This window comes from Pseudomonas sp. GW821-FHT09H03, from assembly GCF_059415945.1.
This window is the reverse complement of sequence record NZ_JBWKOF010000002.1, coordinates 464,422-485,153: the sequence shown is the minus strand read 5'-3', so window position 1 is coordinate 485,153 and position 20,732 is coordinate 464,422. Positions and strand designations below refer to the sequence as shown.

Sequence of the window (20,732 nt, the reverse complement as noted above, 5' to 3'; positions counted from 1 at the left end):
TGCCGGTGGCGACGGTGTCTTCGCTGACCGTAACGCTTTCGCTGGCGTCGGTGAAGCTGTCGTCGACCGGACTGACGTCGATGTTCAGAGTCGAGGTGACGTTGTTGCCAGAGCCGTCGGTGACCGTGTAGCTCACGCTTGGCACCGTGCCGTTGTAGTTGGCGGCCGGAGTAAAGGTGTACGCGCCATCGGTACCAATGACCAGGGTGCCGACGTTGGCGATAGTCGCGGTGCTGCCAGCGGCGTAAGTAGTTTCACCGATGGTGAAGTTAACCACGCTGACCGGGCCATCCATGCTCGAAGTGCCCGACAACACGTTGCCAGTCGCCGCGGTGTCTTCGTTGACCGTAACGCTTTCGCTGGCGTCGGTGAAGCTGTCGTCGACCGGGGTGACATCGATGTTCAGGGTCGAGGTGACGTCCGTACCGGAGCCGTCAGTGACGGTGTAGCTCACTGTCGGCACGCTGCCGTTGTAGTTGGCTGCCGGGGTAAAGGTGTAGTCGCCGTTAGCCCCGATCACCAGGGTACCGACGTTGGCGATAGTCGCGGTGCTGCCGGCGGAGTAAGTGGTTTCACCGATGGTGAAATTGACCACGCTGACCGGGCCATCGACGCTCGAAGTACCCGACAACACGTTGCCGGTAGCCGCCGAGTCTTCGTTGACCGTTACGGTTTCGCTGGCGTCGATGAAACTGTCGTCGACTGCAGTCACGGTCAAATCCAGCGTGCTGGTCGAGCCGGTGTTGGTGGTGTACGTGATTTGCGGTACGACGCCGTGGTAATTGGCGTCCGGAGTAAAGGTGTAGTTGCCATTGGTGCCGATGGTCACGGTACCGACCCCGACGATAGTCGCTGTCTGGCCTGCGGTGAAACTGCCGGTCAATCCGGCGACGGTGAAGCTGGCGACGCTGAGTTGCGAGTCAGCATCGCTATCGTTGTTCAGTACGTTACCCGTTGCGACGCTGTCTTCGGCCAGTGAGCCAGTATCAGCGGTCAGGACACTCGCAGCGTTGCTGGTAGTGGTGTTCTGATTGCCGATATCGAGCGTGGTGATTGCGGCAGCGGAATCAGGACCGTCGGTTGGGAAACCAATGGTTGCGTCTACCCGGCCAGCAGTGGCATCGAGCATAACAAAGCTGTGACCGCCACCGGCGGCACCACCATTAGAGCCCGCCGCAGCCGGACCGGCAGCGGTAGCCTCAAGTGCCGTAGTCGGGTCGACGCCGGCGGCGATAGCTTGTTGCAGTTCATCAACGGATGGCGCGGCTTGCGCGGTGGCTTCTGCCAGATCGCTGCTGGAGTCCGCAGCGCTGGCGCTCCATTGGGTTTCACGTCCCAGATCCAGGGTACGGCCGTCAGCCAGTTCCAGGGACACGGCGCCGGACAGGCCCGTGTCAATCTGGTCGCCGACGGACAGTCGGTCGCCTTCAACGAGTACGCGGCGCACGCCCTCTGGTGACACCACGAAAACTTGACCGACAATGCTTTTGACGACGGCAACAACACTGCTCATTGAAGACTCTCCGGGTGTCACATTCAGTTGACTTACATTGACCTGAGGGGGGACTTATCAGATCGGGGACGCAATTTTTAAAAGTAGTACAAATATTTGACGCTAGTTTGCGCCAATATTTTGTCTATATTCTTTGGCTATTAACTTTATGCCAAACTATTGACCTTCTTGGATCCATCCTAAACAATCGTCCCAATAATGTCACATTGATATTTGATGGGTGGCCTGCCCTAGGCGCGTGATTCAGTTCCGCTTTTGAACTTTCCGACATGCGGTCATCCCACCTGCCATCTTCCGACACGGCGTTTTCATTCGCGCTGATTCAAGACAAGTAGTTCTGGGAAATTCCTACCATGCGTCCGCTTTTGTTCATGGCTATACCTTTCGCTCTCACCGCCTCTTTTGTTCAAGCGCAATCCTTACCGCAAGCCATGCAACAGGCGCTGGATGTCCATCCGGAGGTCCAGGCAGGCGTAAACAGCCGATTGGCCGCGGATTATCAGTTAAAGGCTGCGAAAGGGGGATACCTGCCCAAGGTCGACCTGCTGGGCGGTTATGGCCGTGAAGGCACTGATAGCGTGACCACCCGAGGCGATGGCAGCAATAACCACTACGAAACCCTGAGCCGCGGCGAGTCAAATTTACGTCTGTCGCAAATGGTCTTCGACGGTTTTGCGACGTCGAACGAAGTGGGGCGCCAACAAGCCACCGTCAACTCCCGTGCCTACTCGTTGCTTGGCACCTCCGAACGCACCGGGCTGACCGTGGCCCAGGTTTATCTCGACGTGCTGACTCGCCGTGAGTTCGTACGCCTGGCCGAAGACAACCTCAAAAGCCACCAGCGCATTTACGATCAGATACAGCTACGCACCCAGCGGGGCGTCGGCAGTGGTGCCGACCTTGACCAGGCCGAGGCCCGGATGGCCCAGGCCCGTAATAATCTGCTCACTGAGCAGACCAACCTTGCTGATGCCGAGACCAATTACCTCAGTGCTGTCGGTCAGATGCCCGATCAGCTGGAGCGCCCGGCGCCATTCATGGCGCTATTGCCGGCCGATCTGAACGAAGCCCGCGCGCAGATGCTGGAAAACAGCCCGATCCTGCGCTCGGCCGAGTCCGACATCGCTGCTGCGGAAAAGCAATATGAGACCGCCAAGTCGACATTCTATCCACGTGTCGATGCTGAGTTGGGTTCCACCGCCGACAACAATATTGACGGCCAGGCCGGCCACAACAACGAATGGCAGGCTATGCTGCGTATGCGCTTCAACCTGTATGCCGGCGGCAGCAACAAGGCTGATCTGGAATCTCGGGCCTACCTGTCGAACCAGGCGCTGGACATCCGCAACAACGCCCTGCGCCAACTGAATGAAGAACTCGGCTTGGCCTGGAATGCCTTGAACAACGCCAACGCTCAGGTACCAATTGCCCAGCAGTACGTCGATCGCAGTACTTCAGTGCGAACTGCCTACCAGCGTCAATTCAGTCTCGGCGAACGTACCTTGCTCGACTTGCTCGACAGTGAAAATGAACTGTTCACCGCATCGCGGCGTTTAGCTGAGATCAAAAACATTCAGTTATTTACTCAGTATCGAATCAAGGCGACCATGGGCGAGTTGCTCAAGAGCCAGGGAGTGGTGGCGCCGTTGGCATCCGTTGTGCAGAACGATGTGAAGCCCAAGGTGCAGCTACCCGGGATGAATTGAGTTATCCCTTTCAACTGCTAAAGAGTGTCGAGCGTGGAATCAGAAATCAGTCGAGTAAATCTCAGTCATGATCCACGCGCATTGCACGACGATCCGTTGCTGGACGGTCTGCTCGCTCTTTGCATGCTGCACCAGAAGCCCGCCAGTGCGGCGATGCTGACAACCGGCCTGCCACTGCCCAAACAACGCTTGAGCGTCGAGTTGCTACCCCGGGCGGCAGCTCGCGCCGGGCTGCAGGGCCGGGTGCTGCAGCGCAAACTGGAAGAAATTCCCGCCATCGCCATGCCGGCCCTGTTGCTATTAAAGGATGGCCGCAGTGCTGTACTGCTCGGGTGGCAAGGTGAAGACCAGGTCCGGGTGCTGCTCAGCGAAAGCGATGGCGGCGAATCTCTGGTTAGCCGCGAGTTGCTGGCCGACGACTACATTGGCAAAGTCTTTTTCGCCCAGCCGCAGCACAAATTCGACGTCAACCACGGCACGCTGATTCCGCGCGCACGCTCGTGGTTCCGCGATACCCTCAAGCGTTCGCGCGGGCTGTATGCCGACGCCATCGCTGCCAGTTTCCTGATCAACATCATCGCCATGGCCGCGCCGCTGTTCGTGATGAATGTCTATGACCGTGTCGTACCGAACCAGGCTGAAGCCACCCTGTGGGTGCTTGCGCTCGGCATCACCGGCGCCTACATCTTCGACCTGATCCTCAAGAGCCTGCGCAGTCTTTGCCTCGATCTGGCCGGCAAGAAAACCGACCTGATCATCTCCGCCACGCTGTTCGAGCGCATTGTCGGCATGGCCATGAAATACCGTCCGGCGCGGGTCGGCAGCTTTGCCCAGAACATCCATGAGTTCCAGAGCCTGCGCGACTTTCTCGCCTCGCTGACGCTGACCAGCCTGATCGATCTGCCGTTCACCATCCTGATATTTATCGTGATCGCGATACTCGGCGGGCATCTGGTGTGGATTCCGGTGCTGGCATTCCCGATTGCCCTGGCGATTGGCTACGCCTTGCAGAAACCCCTGGTGGCAACCATGGAACGCACCATGGCGCTGGGTGCCGAGCGTCAATCGAGCCTGATTGAAACCCTCGCCGGTCTCGACGCGGTCAAGGTCAACAACGCTGAAAGCGAACGCCAGTATCAGTGGGAGCAGACCATTGGCACCCTCAGCCGCCTTGAACTGCGGGTGAAAATGCTCTCCGGTCTGGCGATGAACATTACCCTACTGATCCAGCAACTGGCCGGGGTGATCATGATCGTCTTTGGCGTGTACAAGATCATCGCCGGTGACCTGAGCATGGGCGGTCTGATCGCCTGCTACATGCTCAGCGGCCGCGCGCTCAGCCCGCTGGCGTCGCTGTCCGGCTTGCTGACCCGCTACCAGCAGGCACGCGTGACCATGACCTCGGTCGATCAAATGATGGAGTTGCCTCAGGAGCGCAATTTCGAGGAGCGCCCGCTCAGCCGCAAGGTACTGCAGGGTGCCATCGAATGTCGGCAGCTCAACTTCACTTATCCGCAACAGCAGAATCTGGCGCTGAAGAACATCAACCTGGTGATTCGTCCCGGCGAGAAAATCGGCATCATCGGCCGTAGCGGCTCGGGCAAGAGTTCGCTGGCGAAGCTGCTGGTGGGGCTGTACCAGCCGGACGACGGTGCGTTGCTGGTCGATGGTGTGGATATCCGTCAGATCGATGTCAGCGAACTGCGCTACAACATCGGCTACGTGCCGCAGGACATCCAGTTACTCGCCGGCACCCTGCGCGACAACCTGGTATCCGGTGCGCGCTATGTGGAAGACGAGTTAGTGCTGCAAGCCGCGGAGCTGGCCGGTGTCCACGAATTTGCCCGTCTGCACCCGCAAGGCTATGAGCTGCAGGTCGGCGAGCGTGGGCAGAACCTGTCCGGTGGTCAGCGCCAGAACGTTGCCCTGGCCCGTGCGCTGCTGCTCAACCCGCCGATCCTGCTGCTCGATGAACCGACCAGCGCGATGGACAACACCGGCGAAGAACGCCTCAAACAACGCCTGGCGGCGGTGATTGAAAACAAGACCGTGGTGCTGGTGACGCACCGGGCGTCGCTGCTGTCGCTGGTTGATCGCCTGTTGGTGATCGACCGTGGGCAGATTCTCGCCGATGGCCCGAAAGCCGTTGTGATGGAAGCGTTGAAGAAGGGGCAGATCAGTGTTGCTTAAGTCGGGTTTCAGGGACTCTATCCGCCGTTACTTCAAGGGCTCCGCATCGCTGCAAGGCCAGCCATTGCCGGAAGTGAACAAGGCGCTGATCGAAGATGCGCCGCGCGTGGTGCGGCTGACCATCTGGGCGATCATCGGTTTCTTCGTGTTCCTCATGCTTTGGGCCAACTTCGCGGTCATCGACGAAGTGACCAAGGGTGATGGCAAGGCGATTCCGTCGTCGAAGATCCAGAAAATCCAGAACCTTGAAGGGGGTATCGTCGCCGAACTGTTCGTCAAGGAAGGCCAGATCGTCGAGGCTGGCGCCCCGCTGATTCGCCTGGACGATACGCGATTTGCTTCCAACGTCGGCGAAACCGAGGCTGACCGGCTATCGATGCTGTTGCGCGTAGAGCGGCTGAGCGCCGAGGTCGATGACCGACCGCTGAATTTCCCCGCAGACGTACTCAAGGCGGTTCCGGGGCAGGCCCAGAGCGAAGAATCGTTGTACATCAGCCGCCGCCAGCAATTGCACGACGAGATTGGCGGCTTGCAGGAGCAACTGATCCAGCGTCAGCAAGAGCTGCGCGAGTTCACCTCCAAGCAGGCACAGTACCGCCAGCAACTGAGTCTGCAACGCCAGGAAATCAACATGTCCGAGCCGCTGGTGGCTCAGGGCGCGGTCTCTCCGGTGGAAGTATTGCGCCTCAAGCGTGCCGAAGTGGAGACCCGTGGTCAGCTCGATGCCACCACCTTGGCGATCCCCCGTGCCGAATCGGCGATCAAGGAAGTACAGCGCAAAATCGACGAAACCCGCGGCAAGTTCCGTAGCGAAGCCCTGACACAACTCAACGAAGCGCGCACCGACCTGAACAAGGCCCAGGCCACTGGCAAGGCCCTGGAAGACCGGGTCAGCCGTACCCTGGTCACTTCACCGGTGCGAGGGATCGTCAACAAGCTGCTGGTCAATACCATCGGTGGGGTCATCCAGCCAGGCAGTGATCTGGTGGAAATCGTGCCGCTGGACGACACCTTGCTGGTCGAGGCGAAGGTCCGTCCACAAGACATCGCCTTTCTACACCCGGGGCAGGAAGCGACGGTGAAATTTACCGCCTATGACTACACCATTTATGGCGGGCTAAAGGCCAAACTGGAACAGATCGGTGCCGATACCATCACCGACGAAGACAAGAAAACCACCTACTACATCATCAAGCTACGTACCGATCGTAGTCACCTTGGCTCTGACGAAAAGCCGCTGCTGATCATCCCGGGGATGGTCGCCTCGGTAGACATCATTACCGGCAAGAAGACCGTGCTCAGTTACCTGCTCAAGCCAATCATTCGGGCCCGGGCCGAAGCGCTGCACGAACGTTGATTGTTCAGCGAGGCTGCTGGCATTGTGTCTGAGTCAATCCATATCAGACACGAGTGCACACCATGCAACTCCCGGACATGAACCTGTTGGTTGCCCTCGACGCCTTACTCGACGAGGGCAGCGTTGTCGGCGCCGCACGCCGCATGAACCTGAGCCCGGCCGCGATGAGCCGGACGCTGACGCGCATCCGTGAGGCCATCGGTGATCCCATTCTGGTACGCGCAGGGCGAGGGCTGGTGCCGACGCCCAAGGCCCTGCAGTTGCGTGAACAGGTGCGCGACGTGGTGGAGCAGGCCGCGCTGCTGTTTCGATCGGCCGATGCCGTGGAACTGGGCTCGTTGCGCCGACGTTTCAGTATCCGGGCCAATGACTTTTTCGTAGGCGTGTACGGCGGCAAGCTGTTCGATACGATGGACCGCCAGGCGCCGCACTGCGAATTGCGCTTCGTCCCGGAGGGTGATGGCGACGATGAAGCGCTACGCGAAGGGCGGATCGATCTGAGCATCAGCAATACCCGACCGCAGACCCCGGAAGTGAAAGTCCAGAATCTTTTCTCGACCCACTTTGTCGGCCTGGTACGCGCGGACCATCCATTGTTCGACGAAGAAATCACCGCCGAGCGCTATGCGGGGTTCTCCCATATCAGCATGTCCCGGCGAGGCATAGCCCGCGGGCCGATCGACACAGCGCTCAATGCCCTGGGGCTGGAGCGACGGGTTGCGGTCATTGCCCCGAGCTTCCATGCGGCGATGTTCGCCCTGCCCGATTCGGATCTGATTTTGCCAGTGCCCAAGGAAGCGCTACTGAGCGTGCGACGCCTGGGACTGAAACTGCGCTCGTTCGACCTGCCGATCCCGTTACCGACCCTGATGCTGACCCAGGCCTGGCATCCGCGCTTCGACAAGGACCCGGCTCACCGCTGGATGCGCGAAACGCTCAAGGCGTGTTGCGACGAGACATGGCTCGCTGCCCAGCCAGCCTGAGTGGTAGGCCAGCTCCGGGTGCTGCAATCCCGGGGAACACAGAAACAAGAATGCGGAACTGTTGGAGTTCGCGTTTCTCTGTAGGAGCCGGCTTGCTGGCGATGGTCGATAACGATAAAGCGTATGAGCTGAATGAATGCGGCGTATTTGAGACCATCGCCAGCAAGCCGGCTCCTACTGGTATGACGTTCTGAGTACTTCCCGGGATTGCCTGAAGAACCCGAAATAAGCCATATCGTTATTCACTAACGGTATTTAAATTAGTCCTCTTATACCTATAAAGTCACTCTCCTGCGTACCTGCCGACCAATCGGCGCGCCGCACGACCGAACCAACACGGGACCACCGTGAGTTTCTGATCGACGCGCGCCTTTGAGCGTGCCGTGCGTGGGAGAGATTTATGTCAGCAGCTTCAGCATCGCCAGCTATCGCGCCACAGTTCTTCGAGATTCGTCCCTTCAGCGGCGCAGTGGGCGCCGAAATCGTCGGGCTCAACTTGTCCCGTCCAATCAATGACCAGGACTTCGCCCGCATCCACCGCGCGCATCTGGACCATCACGTGGTGGTGTTCCGCGACCAGCGCATCACCCCCGAGCAGCACATCGATTTCAGCCGTCGCTTCGGCGTGTTGCAGATCCATGTGCTCAAGCAGTTTTTGCTGGCGGGGCACCCGGAAATCCTCATTGTTTCCAACATTATTGAAAACGGCCAATCCATCGGCCTTGGCGATGCCGGCAAGTTCTGGCACTCCGATCTCTCCTACAAGGAACTGCCAAGCCTGGGCTCGATGCTACATGCCCAGGAGTTGCCATCCGAAGGTGGCGACACGTTGTTCGCTGACATGCACAAAGCCTGGGACAACCTGCCCGAAGCACTGCGCAAAGCCGTCGATGGTCGCTCGGCCGCGCATTCCTACACTGCGCGTTACAGCGAGACCAAATTCGAAGGCAACTGGCGCCCGACGCTGACCCCGGAACAACTCGCCCAGGTCGCCGAAGTGGTTCACCCGATCGTGCGGACTCACCCGGAGAACGGCCGCAAGGCGTTGTTTGTCAGTGAAGGATTCACCACACGCATCCTTGGCCTTCCCGAAGACGAGAGCAAACAGCTGCTGGCCGAGCTCTACGCCCACAGCGTATTGCCGCAAAACATCTACCGCCATCAATGGCAGCCCCATGACCTGGTGTTCTGGGACAACCGTTCGCTGATCCATCTTGCCGCCGGCTGCCCCAGCCATCTGCGCCGCAAGCTGTATCGCACCACCATCCAGGGCGACGCGCCTTTCTGATTTGTCGGAGATCGATCATGTCCAAACGTATTCCATTTGCACCACTGGCCGCCGCCATCGGCCTGGGTTTCAGCCTGATCGCCGGCAGCCTGGTGGCGCCGACCGTGGCCCATGCCGAAGGTGAAATCCGTATCGCCGAACAATTCGGCATCGTTTACTTATTGCTCAACGTGGTTCGCGATCAGAATCTGATCGAGAAATACGGCAAGCAGGAAGGCATCGACATCAAGGTCGACTGGACCCAGCTTTCCGGCGGCGCGGCGGTCAACGATGCATTGCTCTCCGGTTCCATCGACATTGCCGGGGCCGGTGTCGGCCCGCTGCTGACCATCTGGGACCGCACCCATGGCAAGCAGAACGTCAAAGCCGTCGCCTCCCTGGGTAACTTCCCTTACTACCTGGTGAGCAACAATCCGAAGGTCAAAACCATTGCCGACTTCACCGAGAAGGACCGCATCGCAGTACCGGCGGTCGGCGTGTCGGTGCAGTCGCGCTTCCTGCAATATGCTGCCGCCAAGCAGTGGGGCGACAAGGAATTCAATCGCCTCGACAAGTACACCATCGCCGTCCCGCACCCCGATGCGACAGCGGCGCTGGTGGCCGGTGGTACCGAACTGACCGGGCACTTCTCCAACCCGCCGTTCCAGGATCAGGCACTGACCAATCCCAATGTGCACGTGGTATTGAACACTTACGACCTGCTCGGCCCGAACTCGCCGACAGTGTTGTTCGCCACTGAAAAATTCCGCGACGAAAACCCGAAAACCTATAAGGCCTTCATCGACGCCCTGACCGAAGCTGCGCAGTTTGCCCAGAACGACAAAGGCGCGGCGGCCGACACCTATATCCGCGTGACCAAGGCGAAAATCGACCGCGCAGAACTGCTGAAGATTATCGACAACCCGCAGTTCGAGTTCAGTGTCACGCCGAAAAACACCTACCCGCTGGCCGAGTTCCTCTACCGCGTGGGCGCTATCAAAAACAAACCGGACTCCTGGAAGGACTATTTCTTCCAGGACGCCAAGCCGCTGCAAGGGAGCTGACCGAAATGAATGCCCCTTTGCAAGGCCACACGGTCAGCAAACCGACCACGGCAGCGCAGGCGCTGCTGTCGGTCGATAACGTCAGCCTCGAATACCGCACGCCGCAGCGTGTGGTTCGAGCGACCCATCAAGTCAGTTTCGAAGTCGACCCGGCGGATCGTTATGTCCTGCTCGGCCCGTCCGGGTGTGGCAAGTCGACCTTGCTCAAGGCGGTCGGTGGTTTTATCCAGCCCGTTGAAGGAGAGATTCGCCTGCAAGGGCAAACCGTCCATGCACCGGGGCCGGATCGCATCGTCGTGTTCCAGGAGTTCGATCAACTGCCGCCATGGAAAACCGTCAAACAGAACGTGATGTTTCCACTGCTGGCGTCTAAGACTCTCAAGCGTCGCGACGCTGAAGAGCGTGCGCTGCATTACCTGGAAAAGGTGGGCTTGGCGGCTTTTGCCGATGCCTATCCGCATACGTTGTCGGGCGGCATGAAAGCGCGGGTTGCCATCGCCCGGGCGTTGGCGATGCAGCCGAAAATCCTGTTGATGGACGAACCCTTCGCTGCCCTCGACGCGCTGACCCGGCGCAAGATGCAGGAAGAATTGCTGCTGCTGTGGGAAGAGGTGCGCTTCACCCTGTTGTTCGTGACCCACTCCATTGAAGAGGCGCTGGTGGTGGGCAATCGCATCCTGTTGCTGTCGCCGCATCCGGGGCGGGTGAGGGCGGAAGTCCACAGCCACCAATACGATCTGCACAGCCTCGGTGGCGTGGCGTTCCAGGAATCGGCGCGGCGTATTCATCGGCTGTTGTTCGATGAAGGTCAGTCGCCGCAAATCGAGCGCGAACTGGATTTTACTGATATCCGCATTGCTTATTGAGCTGCCTGGAGGATTGCCCGATGAGCCAATCATCATCCCTGCGTAAAGAATTCGAAACCGTTCTACAGCCACTGACCAGCGTGCCGCTGGAGCGAGAACTGCCCCTCGGCCAACGTTTGTGGCAACAGGGCTGGCTGCGCAAAAGCCTGATCCTGATTTTGCTCGCGGTGCTCTGGGAGGCCGTCGCCCGTTATCAGAACAACGACCTGCTGCTGCCGAGCTTCCTGCAAACTGGTCATGCCTTGTATGACGGCCTGCTCAGTGGTGAATTGCTGGGCAAGGTGTGGATTTCCCTGGTGGTGTTGCTCAAGGGTTACCTGATCGGCATCGTCCTGGCGTTTGCCCTGACCACACTGGCGGTGTCGACGCAGTTCGGCCGGGATCTGCTGAGCACATTGACGTCGATGTTCAACCCGCTGCCGGCCATTGCGCTGTTACCGCTGGCGTTATTGTGGTTTGGCCTGGGGCAGAACAGCCTGATTTTCGTGCTGGTGCATTCTGTGCTCTGGGCCTTGGCACTGAACACTTACGCAGGCTTTCTCGGCGTCTCGGAAACCCTGCGCATGGCCGGGCGCAACTACGGCCTCAAGGGCATGCGTTTCGTGTTGTTCATCCTGATCCCGGCAGCGTTGCCGTCGATCCTCGCCGGCCTGAAAATCGGCTGGGCGTTTGCCTGGCGCACCCTCATTGCTGCCGAACTGGTGTTTGGTGCTACCAGCGGCAAAGGCGGTTTGGGCTGGTACATCTTTCAGAATCGCAATGAGCTTTATACCGACAAGGTGTTTGCCGGGTTGGCGGTGGTGATTTTGATTGGCTTGCTGGTGGAGAATCTGGTGTTTGATACGTTGGAGCGGGTGACGGTGAAGCGGTGGGGGATGCAGCGGTGAGGCGTTGTCAGCCGGTTTGATTTTTATCGCCTCAGGATCAACCCCGCTAATTGTTTCGTCTGAATAAAATTAATCAATGGTCCCCTGTGGGAGCTATGTCAGGAGGCTATTGTTGCGCCTGACGCACTTATAACCTGCCAATAAGTTGATTTTCGTCAGCAGCCACGCTTCTTAAAATGCTTCGGTATTCTCCCGGAGCTCGCAGTACATGACTTCCCTCACGGTCACGATGCCTGTAGCCGCGCCCAACCCGGTAGCCGCCGCACCAGCGGTCTTCGGCCCACGGATCATCATCGGTCTGGTCGGTGTACTGCTGGCGGTGTTGGTATCGGGCCTGAACGAGATGGTGACCAAGGTCGCGCTGGCCGATATTCGCGGCGGGTTGTCCATCGGCTACGACGAAGGCACCTGGTTGGTCGCCAGCTACACCGCCACCTCGGTGGCCGCCATGGCCTTCGCGCCGTGGTGCGCGGTGACCTTTTCATTGCGCCGTTTCACCCTGTGCGCCATCGGCGTATTTACCTTGCTGGGCGTGGTGAGTCCGTTCGCCCCGAACTACGAAAGCCTGCTGCTCCTGCGCACCCTGCAAGGCCTGGCGGGGGGCGCGTTGCCACCCATGTTGATGACCGTAGCCCTGCGCTTTCTGCCGGCCAACGTGAAGCTGTACGGCCTGGCTGGTTATGCACTGACGGCTACCTTCGGCCCGGGGCTGGGTACACCGCTGGCCGGATTCTGGACCGAGTATGTCGGTTGGCAATGGACCTTCTGGCAAATCGTCGCGCCCTGCCTGGTTGCCATGGTCGCGGTGGCTTACGGCTTGCCGCAGGATCCGCTGCGCCTGGAACGCTTCAAGCAATTCAACTGGCGCGGATTGCTCCTGGGTTTTCCGGCGATTTGCATGCTGGTGATCGGCATCCTGCAGGGCAATCGCCTGGACTGGTTCGAGTCGGACTTGATCTGCGCTTTGCTCGGTGGCGGGCTGCTGCTGTTGCTGGCTTTTCTGATCAACGAATGGTCGCAGCCCATTCCGTTCTTCAAGTTACAGATGCTCGGCATCCGCAATCTGTCATTCGCCTTGATGACCCTGGCCGGGGTGCTGGTGGTGTTGCAGGCGGTGGTCATTATTCCGTCCGGCTACCTGGCGCAGGTGCAGGGTTATCGCCCGCTGCAGACCGCGCCAATCATGCTGCTGGCTGCGCTGCCGCAGTTGATCGCGCTGCCGTTGGTGGCGGCGCTGTGCAACCTGCGTTGGGTCGATTGCCGGTGGGTGCTGGGGATCGGCCTGAGCATGCTGGCGCTTTCGTGCATCGGCGGTTCGCAGCTGACATCGATGTGGATTCGCGACGATTTCTATGTACTGCAATGGCTGCAGATTTTCGGCCAGCCGATGGCGGTGTTGCCGCTGTTGATGCTCTCCACCGGCAGCATTCACCCGATGGAGGGGCCGTTCGCATCCTCCTGGTTCAACACCGTGAAAGGCCTGGCGGCGGTGATCGCCACCGGCGTGATCGACGCACTGACCACGGCGCGCCTGCATTTCCATTCGACCATGCTGGTCGACAACCTCGGTAACTCGCCATTGGCCGAGCGCGACAGTGCGGGGCTCGCCCATCGTCTGCACGAACAAGCGCTGGTGCTGACCTCTTCAGACCTTTACCTGTGCATGGCCGGCGTCGCAGTGGCGTTGATCCTGCTGATTTTCTGGCTGCCGACGCGGATTTATCCGCCACGGTCGCCGACCTGATCGCTTCACTGAAACAGAAGGTTTTCATGACGACTCAAGCAAAGCAAAAAATAGCGGTGGCCGTGGCCGTCGCACTGGCTGTTGGCGTGTTGCTGTACCTGACGATGCCCGGCCTGTTCGGCAAGCGCACCAGCCAAAACACCAATGATGCATTCGTTTCCGCCGATTTCACCCTGGTGGTGCCGCGGGTGGCCGGGTTCATCAAGGAAGTGCTGGTGGAGGACAACCAGCAGGTCAAGGCCGGGCAGTTGTTGGCACTGATCGACGACCGTGACCTGCGTGCCGCCGCCGAGGCCGCTGATGCGCAAACGCTGATGGCCCGCGCACAACTGCAAAACGCCCGGGCAACCCTGGAACGCCAGGCTTCGGTGATCGCCCAGGCACAGGCGTCGGTGGTCTCGGCCAAGGCCGAAATGGCCTTCGCCCAGCAGGAACTGAACCGCTACAACCATCTTGCGGGAGTGGGGGCCGGGACCGTACAGAATGCTCAGCAGGCCAGGACCCGCATCGATCAGGCCAGCGCTCGGGTGGATACGGCCACGGCAGTGCTGGCGGCCGAGCGCAAGCAAGTGGAAATCCTCGCCGCACAGCGTGACGCCGCCGACGGTGGCTTGAAGCGCGCGCAGGCGGCACTGGAAATTGCCAGCTACGAACTGTCGTACACGCGCATCGTTGCGCCGCAGGATGGTGTGATAGGTGAGCGCGCGGTGCGGGTCGGTGCTTATGTGACACCGGGCAGCAAGTTGCTGGCTGTGGTTCCGTTGCATCAGGCCTACGTGGTCGCCAATTTTCAGGAAACCCAACTGACCGATGTGCAACCGGGGCAACAGGTCCAGGTGCGCGTCGACAGCCTTGGCGGCGCGGCACTGAACGGTCGGGTCGAAAGCATTGCGCCGGCCACCGGGGTCACGTTCGCCTCGGTCAAACCGGACAACGCCACCGGCAACTTCACCAAGGTGGTACAGCGGATTCCGGTGAAAATTGTGCTGGAGCCGGGGCAGCCACTGGCTGAGCGTGTGCGGGTGGGGATGTCGGTGGAGGCGAGGATTGATACCGCCAGTGCCGGCACCGAGCATGAGGTTGCGCAACGATGAGGAGGCTTGGTGACTGGTCTGACGCTTTCGCGAGCAAGCCCACACTTGATCTGCAGGGTGGTCAAGCTCCCTGCATAAAAGGAAATCCCGTGTGGGAGCGGGCTTGCTCGCGAAGAGGCCGTGCGCCGCAACTCATCCTGAGCGCCGTGTTCGCCGTAAGCCTCAGTGCCTGCACAGTAGGCCCGGATTTCCACAAACCCGAAGCCCGGCAGATCGCAGAGTGGTCCAGGCCATCAAAAGCCGCGGACAGCCAAATCATTAACGAGACAATCAACGAACGCTGGTGGGAGGTTTTCAACGACCCGAAACTCTCTGAACTGAGCCAGCGCGCCCTTGCCGACAACCTCGACCTGAAGATTGCCAGCAGTCGCCTGCAGCAAAGCCGCGCCGTACGCCAGGTGATCACTGCCGAGCGCTATCCGAACACCGCCGCTACCGGCAGTTATACCCGTAAACGCAATAGTGGCGAAGGTCTGAGCGACCCCTCGGGGCACAACGGCAATTCGGCGTTCAATCTTTGGGACGCAGGCTTTTCAGCGTCCTGGGAACTGGATTTCTGGGGCCGGGTGCGCCGCGAAACCGAAGCGGCAGACGCCACACTTGAGGTCGCGGAAAACGATCGTCGTGGGGTGCTGTTGTCGGTGCAGGCCGAAACGGCCCAGGACTACATTCAGCTGCGCGGTGTGCAAAACACTCGGGCAGTCACCGAGCAGAACCTCGACGTCGCTCGCCACAGCTTGAAGCTCTCACAGTTACGCCTGGCCGACGGGGTGGCGACGGACCTGGACGTCGCCGAGGCTGCCGCGCAAGTCGCGGCCATCGAATCGCGGCTGCCGGCCCTGGAGCAGCGTCAGTCGCAACTGATCAACGCCTTGAGTCTGTTGATGGGTGAACCGCCACAAGCGCTGGCGGCGGAGTTATCCACAGACGCGCCAGTGCCGCAGACGCCGCGTCAGGTCGCCATCGGAGTGCCGTCGCAACTGGCCGAGCGCCGTCCGGACATCCGTCAGGCCGAGGCCCGCCTGCATGCGGCGACGGCCAACGTCGGCGTGGCGAAGGGCGATTTTTATCCGCGTATCACCCTGTCGGGCAATTTAGGTTCGCAGGCCATGCAATTGAGCGATTTCGGTTCATGGAACTCGCGCACGTTCGGTATCGGCCCGCAGTTCAGTTTGCCGCTGTTCGACGGTGGCCGCTTGCGCGGCGTGCTTGAGCTACGCGAAGCGCAACAGCAGGAGGCGGCCATCGCCTATCAGCAAACCGTACTGCGCGCCTGGCATGAAATCGACGATCAGCTGACAGCCTACAACGCCAGTCAACTGCGCCGCGACAGCCTGGCCGAAGCCGTGCGTCAGAACCAGATCGCCCTGCGTACCGCGCAACAGCAATACGTGGAAGGGGTGGTGGATTTCGTCAATGTACTCACCGTGCAAGGCGCCTTGCTGACGACCCAGGAGCAATGGGTCGAAAGTTCGACCGGTGTGTCATTGGCGATGGTGGGGTTGTACAAGGCGTTGGGTGGGGGATGGGAGTCGGTTTATCCGGTGGCGGAGATTGCGCAACGCTAATGGTGTGCGACATTTCCTTCCTGTGTTGTTCATAAATCGAATCGGCGAAGGCCCCGGGATCCGGCAACCGTCTACTGATCAGGATTTTGCCCTGTGGGACCGGTTTCACCGCTGGAGAGTCAATTAGGGCGGGATTTAGGGCCCTGGGCCGATGAAATGAAAAGAAAACCAGCGTCCTGAAACACATGTCCTATTTGAAACAATACATTTCCACGCAATGATGGCTATTTGCTTGACGCAACCGCCCGCTGTCGTAGACTCCGCGCATCCGTCGGGGAGTCACGGTTATGCCGCGTTTTGGAAGTTGGGTTGTCGGATTAGCCTTTGTAACGTGCGCAGTACAGGCACAAACGCCTGCGCCAGATGATCCGTTGCTGGAAAACAGCGCGGTCGGTGGCACTGCTCAGGCCAGCAGCGAGGCCCGTGGCGTGTTGCGGGCTCGGGATCAGGCAGTGCTCGCCAGCGAGTTACCGGGGCGGGTTGTCGAGTTGCCGTTCAGCGAGGGTGAGTCGTTCAAGAAGGGCGATACCCTGGCCAAGTTCGATTGTTCGGGTTTTCAGGCCCAGCTCAATGCTGCGCAGGCCGCCAGTCGTGGGGCCAGTGAAGAGCTGGCGCACAACAAGCAATTGGCCGCGCTGAATTCCGTCGGGCGTTTTGAAGTGGCGCGGGCCGAGGCTAAGGTCAGCGAGACCCAGGCGCAGTCCCAGGTTTATCAGGTGCAAGTCAAGCGCTGCAGCGTGCTGGCGCCTTTCGATGGTCAGGTCGTCGAGCGCAAGGTCCAGCGTTATGAAAGCGTGGCGGCCGGCGCGCCGTTGCTGGATGTGGTGGATAACCGCACCCTGGAAATTCATCTGCTGATTCCGTCGCGCTGGATGGGCAAGCTCAAGCCCGGCCAGACCTTCAGTTTTGTGCCCGATGAAACCGGTCAGCCGCTGGATGCGACAGTCAAGCGCCTCGGTGCGCGGATCGATGAAGGCAGCCAGACCCTGTTGTTGGTGGCGACGCTGCCTAACGCCACGGGCCTGCTGGCCGGCATGAGCGGAACTGCGCGTTTCGCGGAGCTCAAGTGAACGCGCCGACCAGCGGCGGCGCCGAGCAGGTCTTCGCCCGGTTTCTCGACCTCGAACGCTTGACCCGCGCGGCTCGTACCCCGGCGCAATTGGCTTACAGCCTGGTCAATGACGGCCAGGCACTGTTCGGCTTTCGCCATGCGGCGCTGTTGATCGCCGGCAAGGTGCAGGCTGTGACCGGTGTGAGTGCGGTGGACCCGAACGCGCCGTTCGTGGCGTTTGTCGAGCAGGCCGTGGCGCAGCTGTTCAAGCTTGAAGTGTTGAAACAGGCGCGGGTGATTCCACAGGATGGGCTCAGCGAATCGATTCGGGCTGATTGGCAAAGCCTTTGCGCCGCCCAAGTGTTCTGGTTGCCGCTGGTGGATCATCAGGGCGAAGTCTTTGGCGGTCTGTGGCTGGCCCGGGACAATCCCTGGAACCCTTCCGAACAAGTTTTGCTCTCGCAACTCGGCGACACTTACAGCCATGCCTGGCTGGCGCTGCAACCGCGCAAACCGTGGCGGCTGCGTTGGACCCGCAAGCGTCAGGTAGCGCTGGTGGCGGTGGCGCTGCTCGCCCTGTTGATTCCGGTGCGCCAATCGGTGCTGGCACCGGCCGAAGTGGTGCCGCTGGGTGGCCGTGTGGTCGCCGCGCCACTGGACGGGGTGATTACCGAATTCCTGGTCAAACCCAATCAGACGGTCAAAACCGGCGATCTGCTGCTGAAATTCGAAAACACCACCCTCACGGCTCAGGCCGATGTGTCCCAGCGCGCCTTGGGTGTGGCCGAGGCGGAATTGAAGGCCAATTCCCAGCGGTCTTTCGCCGATGCTGAATCCAGCTCGAAAATCGATTTGCTGGCGGCACGGGTCGAACAAAAACGCGCCGAACGGGACTACGCCCGCGAGCTGCTCAAACGCAGCGAAGTGCGCGCCGAACGGGACGGCATCGCGGTGTTTGCCGATGCCGAACGCTGGACCGGCAAACCGGTGCAGACCGGCGAGCGGCTGATGGAAATTGCCGACCCGAACCAGGCCGAACTGCGTATCGAACTGGCGGTGGGCGATGCGATTGCCCTGGAGCCAGGCGCGCAAGTTTCACTGTTTCTCGACAGCGATCCGTTGCATCGGCATCAGGCCAAACTTGAACGTTCGGCCTATGAAGCGCAACCCACCGCCGGCGGGCAACTGGCGTATCGACTGGATGCAAAATTCGATGCGGCACCGCCGCGTATCGGCTTGCGCGGCACCGCCAAAATCTTTGGCGACCGCGCGCCGCTGGCGTTGTACCTGTTGCGCCGACCGCTGGCCGGATTGCGTCAAAGCGTGGGCCTGTAGATGAGCCTGCCGAGTCTGCGGGCAGACCTGCACTTGTCGGCGGCATCCCCGGCCCTAGACGGCTCGCCGCGCTGGACCCTGGCTGACCCGGTGCGCGGGCGCTATTTCAAACTGGGTGCGGCGGCGATGCGTCTGTTGCGCCACTGGTCCCTGGGCGATCCCGAGCAAGTGTTGCGTGCCGCCAATCGCGAGCCGGGGTTGCCGCTGGACGGCGCCGAACTGGATCAATTGCTGACTTTTTTGCGCGGTCATGACCTGATCAGCGCCCTCGACCCGCAACAGCGCGCCAGTTACAGCCTCAAAGCCGCCGCCCAGCGCCAGTCGCTGTGGCAAATTCTGTTGCACCAATACCTGTTTTTCCGCATTCCGCTGTGGCGCCCGGACGCGTTTCTCAATCGCGCCTGGCCGTGGCTGGAGCGTTTCGGGCCGTATGCGCTGCGCATCGGACTACCCGCCACCCTGATGCTCGGCGTGTTCCTGGTGTCCCGGGACTGGCAGCGTTTTATCGCGACCTTTCCGCATCTGTTCAGCCTCGGCGGCGCGCTGGCGTTTGGTGTGGCGCTGTTCTTTGCCAAGCTGTGCCACGAGTTCGGCCACGCGTTTATGGCCAAGCGTGCCGGTTGCCGGGTGCAAAGCATGGGCGTGGCGTTCATGGTCATGCTGCCGATGTTCTACACCGACGTCAGCGACGCCTGGCGGGTCAATGACCGGCGTGCGCGATTGCTGATCGGCGCTGGCGGCGTGCTGGCGGAGCTGGTGCTGGCGTGTATCGCGTTGCTCGCCTGGTCGCTGTTGCCCGATGGACCCGGGCGCACCGCCGCATTCATGCTCGCCAGCGCCACGTGGATCACCACGCTGGTGATCAACCTCAACCCGTTCATGCGCTTCGATGGTTACTTTTTGCTCAGCGATTTCTGGGAGGTGGACAACCTCCAGGGCCGCGCCTTCGCCCTGTGCCGCTGGCGTTTGCGCGAGGCCTTGTTCGGCTATGGCGCACCGGCGCCTGAATCCTGGTCGCCGCCGATGCAGCGGCGCCTGTTGATCTGGGGTTACGGTTCGTGGCTGTGGCGCGCGGTACTGTTTTTCGGGATTGCGTTGGCGGTGTATCACCTGTTCTTCAAGCTGTTGGGCATCTTCCTGATGTTGGTGGAACTGGTGTGGTTCATCTTCCTGCCGATCGTGCGCGAATGGCGCGAATGGTGGACCCGCCGCGAGCAGGCCCACGCACCTCGGGTGTTGCTGAGCACCTTGGGGCTGGTCGCGATTGTTTTGCTGTTGGCCGTGCCGTGGCGCAGTGCCGTGGAATTGCCGGTAATGCTGGAGGCGGGTCGCGTCAGCACATTGCATGCGCCTGTGGCGGCGCGGGTCAAACAGGTGAATGTTCACGATGGTCAGTTGGTGGCCCAGGGCGACGTCTTGATTGAACTGGAAACGCCCGATCTCGATTCACGCCAGGCCATCGTCCGGCGGGAAATCCAGATCCAGCAGTTGCAGATGCGCCGGCAGGCCAGTCGCAGTGAAACCGCCGCCGACGCCGGGATTGTCGAGCAGCGCCTGGCCGAGGCCGTGGCCGAATATCGCGGCTTGGCCGCGCAGCGCGAGCGCTTGCTGATCCGGGCCCCGCAGACCGGCAAGGTGCGGGACCTGTTGCCACAGTTGACGGCCGGACGCTGGTTGTCACCCAAGGAACCGTTAGCCAGGGTCGTTGAGGAGGGCGCGCGATTGCGCGGTTACCTGGCGGAGGCCGAGTTGTGGCGGGTCGCGACCGGGGCTCACGGGCGTTTTATAGCCGAAGACCCGATGCACCCGGCCGTCGCCGTGCAGATCAGCGAAATCGACGCCAATGGTGCCGGGTTCATTGAGCAGGAAGCGCTGACGTCCGACCACCACGGACCGATTGCCGTGCGCCGCGACCAGAGTCAGCGGCCCGAGCCGGTTCAGGCACAGTACGCGGTGCGCCTCACGACGCTGGACACCATCGCCACCCCGACACAGCCGTTGCGCGGTGTGGTGGTGGCGCAAGGTCGCAGTGAATCATTGCTGGGAACGGCCTGGCGCCGGATGGCGGCGTTGGGTGTGAGGGAGAGTGGTTTTTAGCACAGGGAGA

General features: G+C 60.7%; 15 protein-coding genes. 14 read left to right on the top strand and 1 reads right to left on the bottom strand.

Annotated features, from left to right (window positions below; translation table 11 throughout):
- A partial coding sequence (locus AC07OG_RS04845; RefSeq protein ID WP_495066352.1) for a retention module-containing protein occupies positions 1-1,513 on the bottom strand: 1,513 nt, incomplete at its 3' end.
- 353 nt (positions 1,514-1,866) lie between these two features.
- On the opposite strand from AC07OG_RS04845, the gene AC07OG_RS04840 reads away from it, so the two are divergent.
- The 14 genes from AC07OG_RS04840 to AC07OG_RS04775 all read left to right on the top strand — a co-directional run bounded on the left by AC07OG_RS04840 (position 1,867) and on the right by AC07OG_RS04775 (position 20,722).
- On the top strand, positions 1,867-3,219 hold the full coding sequence (locus AC07OG_RS04840; RefSeq protein ID WP_495066351.1) for a TolC family outer membrane protein: 1,353 nt from the start codon (positions 1,867-1,869) through the stop codon (positions 3,217-3,219).
- A gap of 33 nt (positions 3,220-3,252) precedes the next feature.
- On the top strand, positions 3,253-5,409 hold the full coding sequence (locus tag AC07OG_RS04835; protein WP_495066350.1) for a type I secretion system permease/ATPase: 2,157 nt from the start codon (positions 3,253-3,255) through the stop codon (positions 5,407-5,409).
- The gene (locus AC07OG_RS04830) at positions 5,399-6,766 is read left to right on the top strand and encodes an HlyD family type I secretion periplasmic adaptor subunit (protein WP_495066349.1); all 1,368 of its coding nucleotides are present in this window, start codon (positions 5,399-5,401) and stop codon (positions 6,764-6,766) included. The genes AC07OG_RS04835 and AC07OG_RS04830 overlap by 11 nt, the downstream gene beginning before the upstream one ends.
- Positions 6,767-6,828: 62 nt before the next feature.
- Entirely contained in the window at positions 6,829-7,749 is a 921-nt protein-coding gene (locus AC07OG_RS04825) for a LysR family transcriptional regulator (RefSeq protein ID WP_060541917.1), read from the top strand.
- 400 nt (positions 7,750-8,149) lie between these two features.
- A complete protein-coding gene (locus AC07OG_RS04820; protein WP_495066348.1) occupies positions 8,150-9,037 on the top strand; it encodes a TauD/TfdA dioxygenase family protein in 888 nt (295 codons plus the stop codon).
- 17 nt (positions 9,038-9,054) lie between these two features.
- On the top strand, positions 9,055-10,080 hold the full coding sequence (locus AC07OG_RS04815; RefSeq protein WP_218424117.1) for an ABC transporter substrate-binding protein: 1,026 nt from the start codon (positions 9,055-9,057) through the stop codon (positions 10,078-10,080).
- Positions 10,081-10,085: 5 nt separating this feature from the next.
- Positions 10,086-10,946, top strand: a complete 861-nt coding sequence (locus tag AC07OG_RS04810) for an ABC transporter ATP-binding protein (protein ID WP_060541920.1) — start codon at positions 10,086-10,088, stop codon at positions 10,944-10,946.
- Between the two features lie 20 nt (positions 10,947-10,966).
- Positions 10,967-11,833, top strand: a complete 867-nt coding sequence (locus AC07OG_RS04805; RefSeq protein WP_060541921.1) for an ABC transporter permease — start codon at positions 10,967-10,969, stop codon at positions 11,831-11,833.
- Positions 11,834-12,041: 208 nt separating this feature from the next.
- A complete protein-coding gene (locus AC07OG_RS04800; protein ID WP_495066347.1) occupies positions 12,042-13,577 on the top strand; it encodes an MFS transporter in 1,536 nt (511 codons plus the stop codon).
- Positions 13,578-13,603: 26 nt separating this feature from the next.
- Positions 13,604-14,671, top strand: coding sequence for an HlyD family secretion protein (locus tag AC07OG_RS04795; protein WP_060541923.1), 1,068 nt, complete (start codon positions 13,604-13,606; stop codon positions 14,669-14,671).
- The gene (locus AC07OG_RS04790) at positions 14,668-16,239 is read left to right on the top strand and encodes an efflux transporter outer membrane subunit (protein ID WP_495066346.1); all 1,572 of its coding nucleotides are present in this window, start codon (positions 14,668-14,670) and stop codon (positions 16,237-16,239) included. The genes AC07OG_RS04795 and AC07OG_RS04790 overlap by 4 nt, the downstream gene beginning before the upstream one ends.
- Before the next feature lie 287 nt (positions 16,240-16,526).
- The gene (locus AC07OG_RS04785; RefSeq protein ID WP_495066345.1) at positions 16,527-17,309 is read left to right on the top strand and encodes an efflux RND transporter periplasmic adaptor subunit; all 783 of its coding nucleotides are present in this window, start codon (positions 16,527-16,529) and stop codon (positions 17,307-17,309) included.
- Positions 17,306-18,625 (top strand): efflux RND transporter periplasmic adaptor subunit, encoded by a 1,320-nt coding sequence (locus AC07OG_RS04780; RefSeq protein ID WP_495066344.1) that lies wholly within the window; start codon positions 17,306-17,308, stop codon positions 18,623-18,625. The genes AC07OG_RS04785 and AC07OG_RS04780 overlap by 4 nt, the downstream gene beginning before the upstream one ends.
- Positions 18,626-20,722 carry a site-2 protease family protein gene (locus AC07OG_RS04775; RefSeq protein ID WP_495066343.1) on the top strand — a complete coding sequence of 699 codons (2,097 nt, stop codon included), beginning with the start codon at positions 18,626-18,628 and terminating at the stop codon, positions 20,720-20,722. It begins immediately after the preceding gene.
- Positions 20,723-20,732 lie beyond the last annotated feature (10 nt).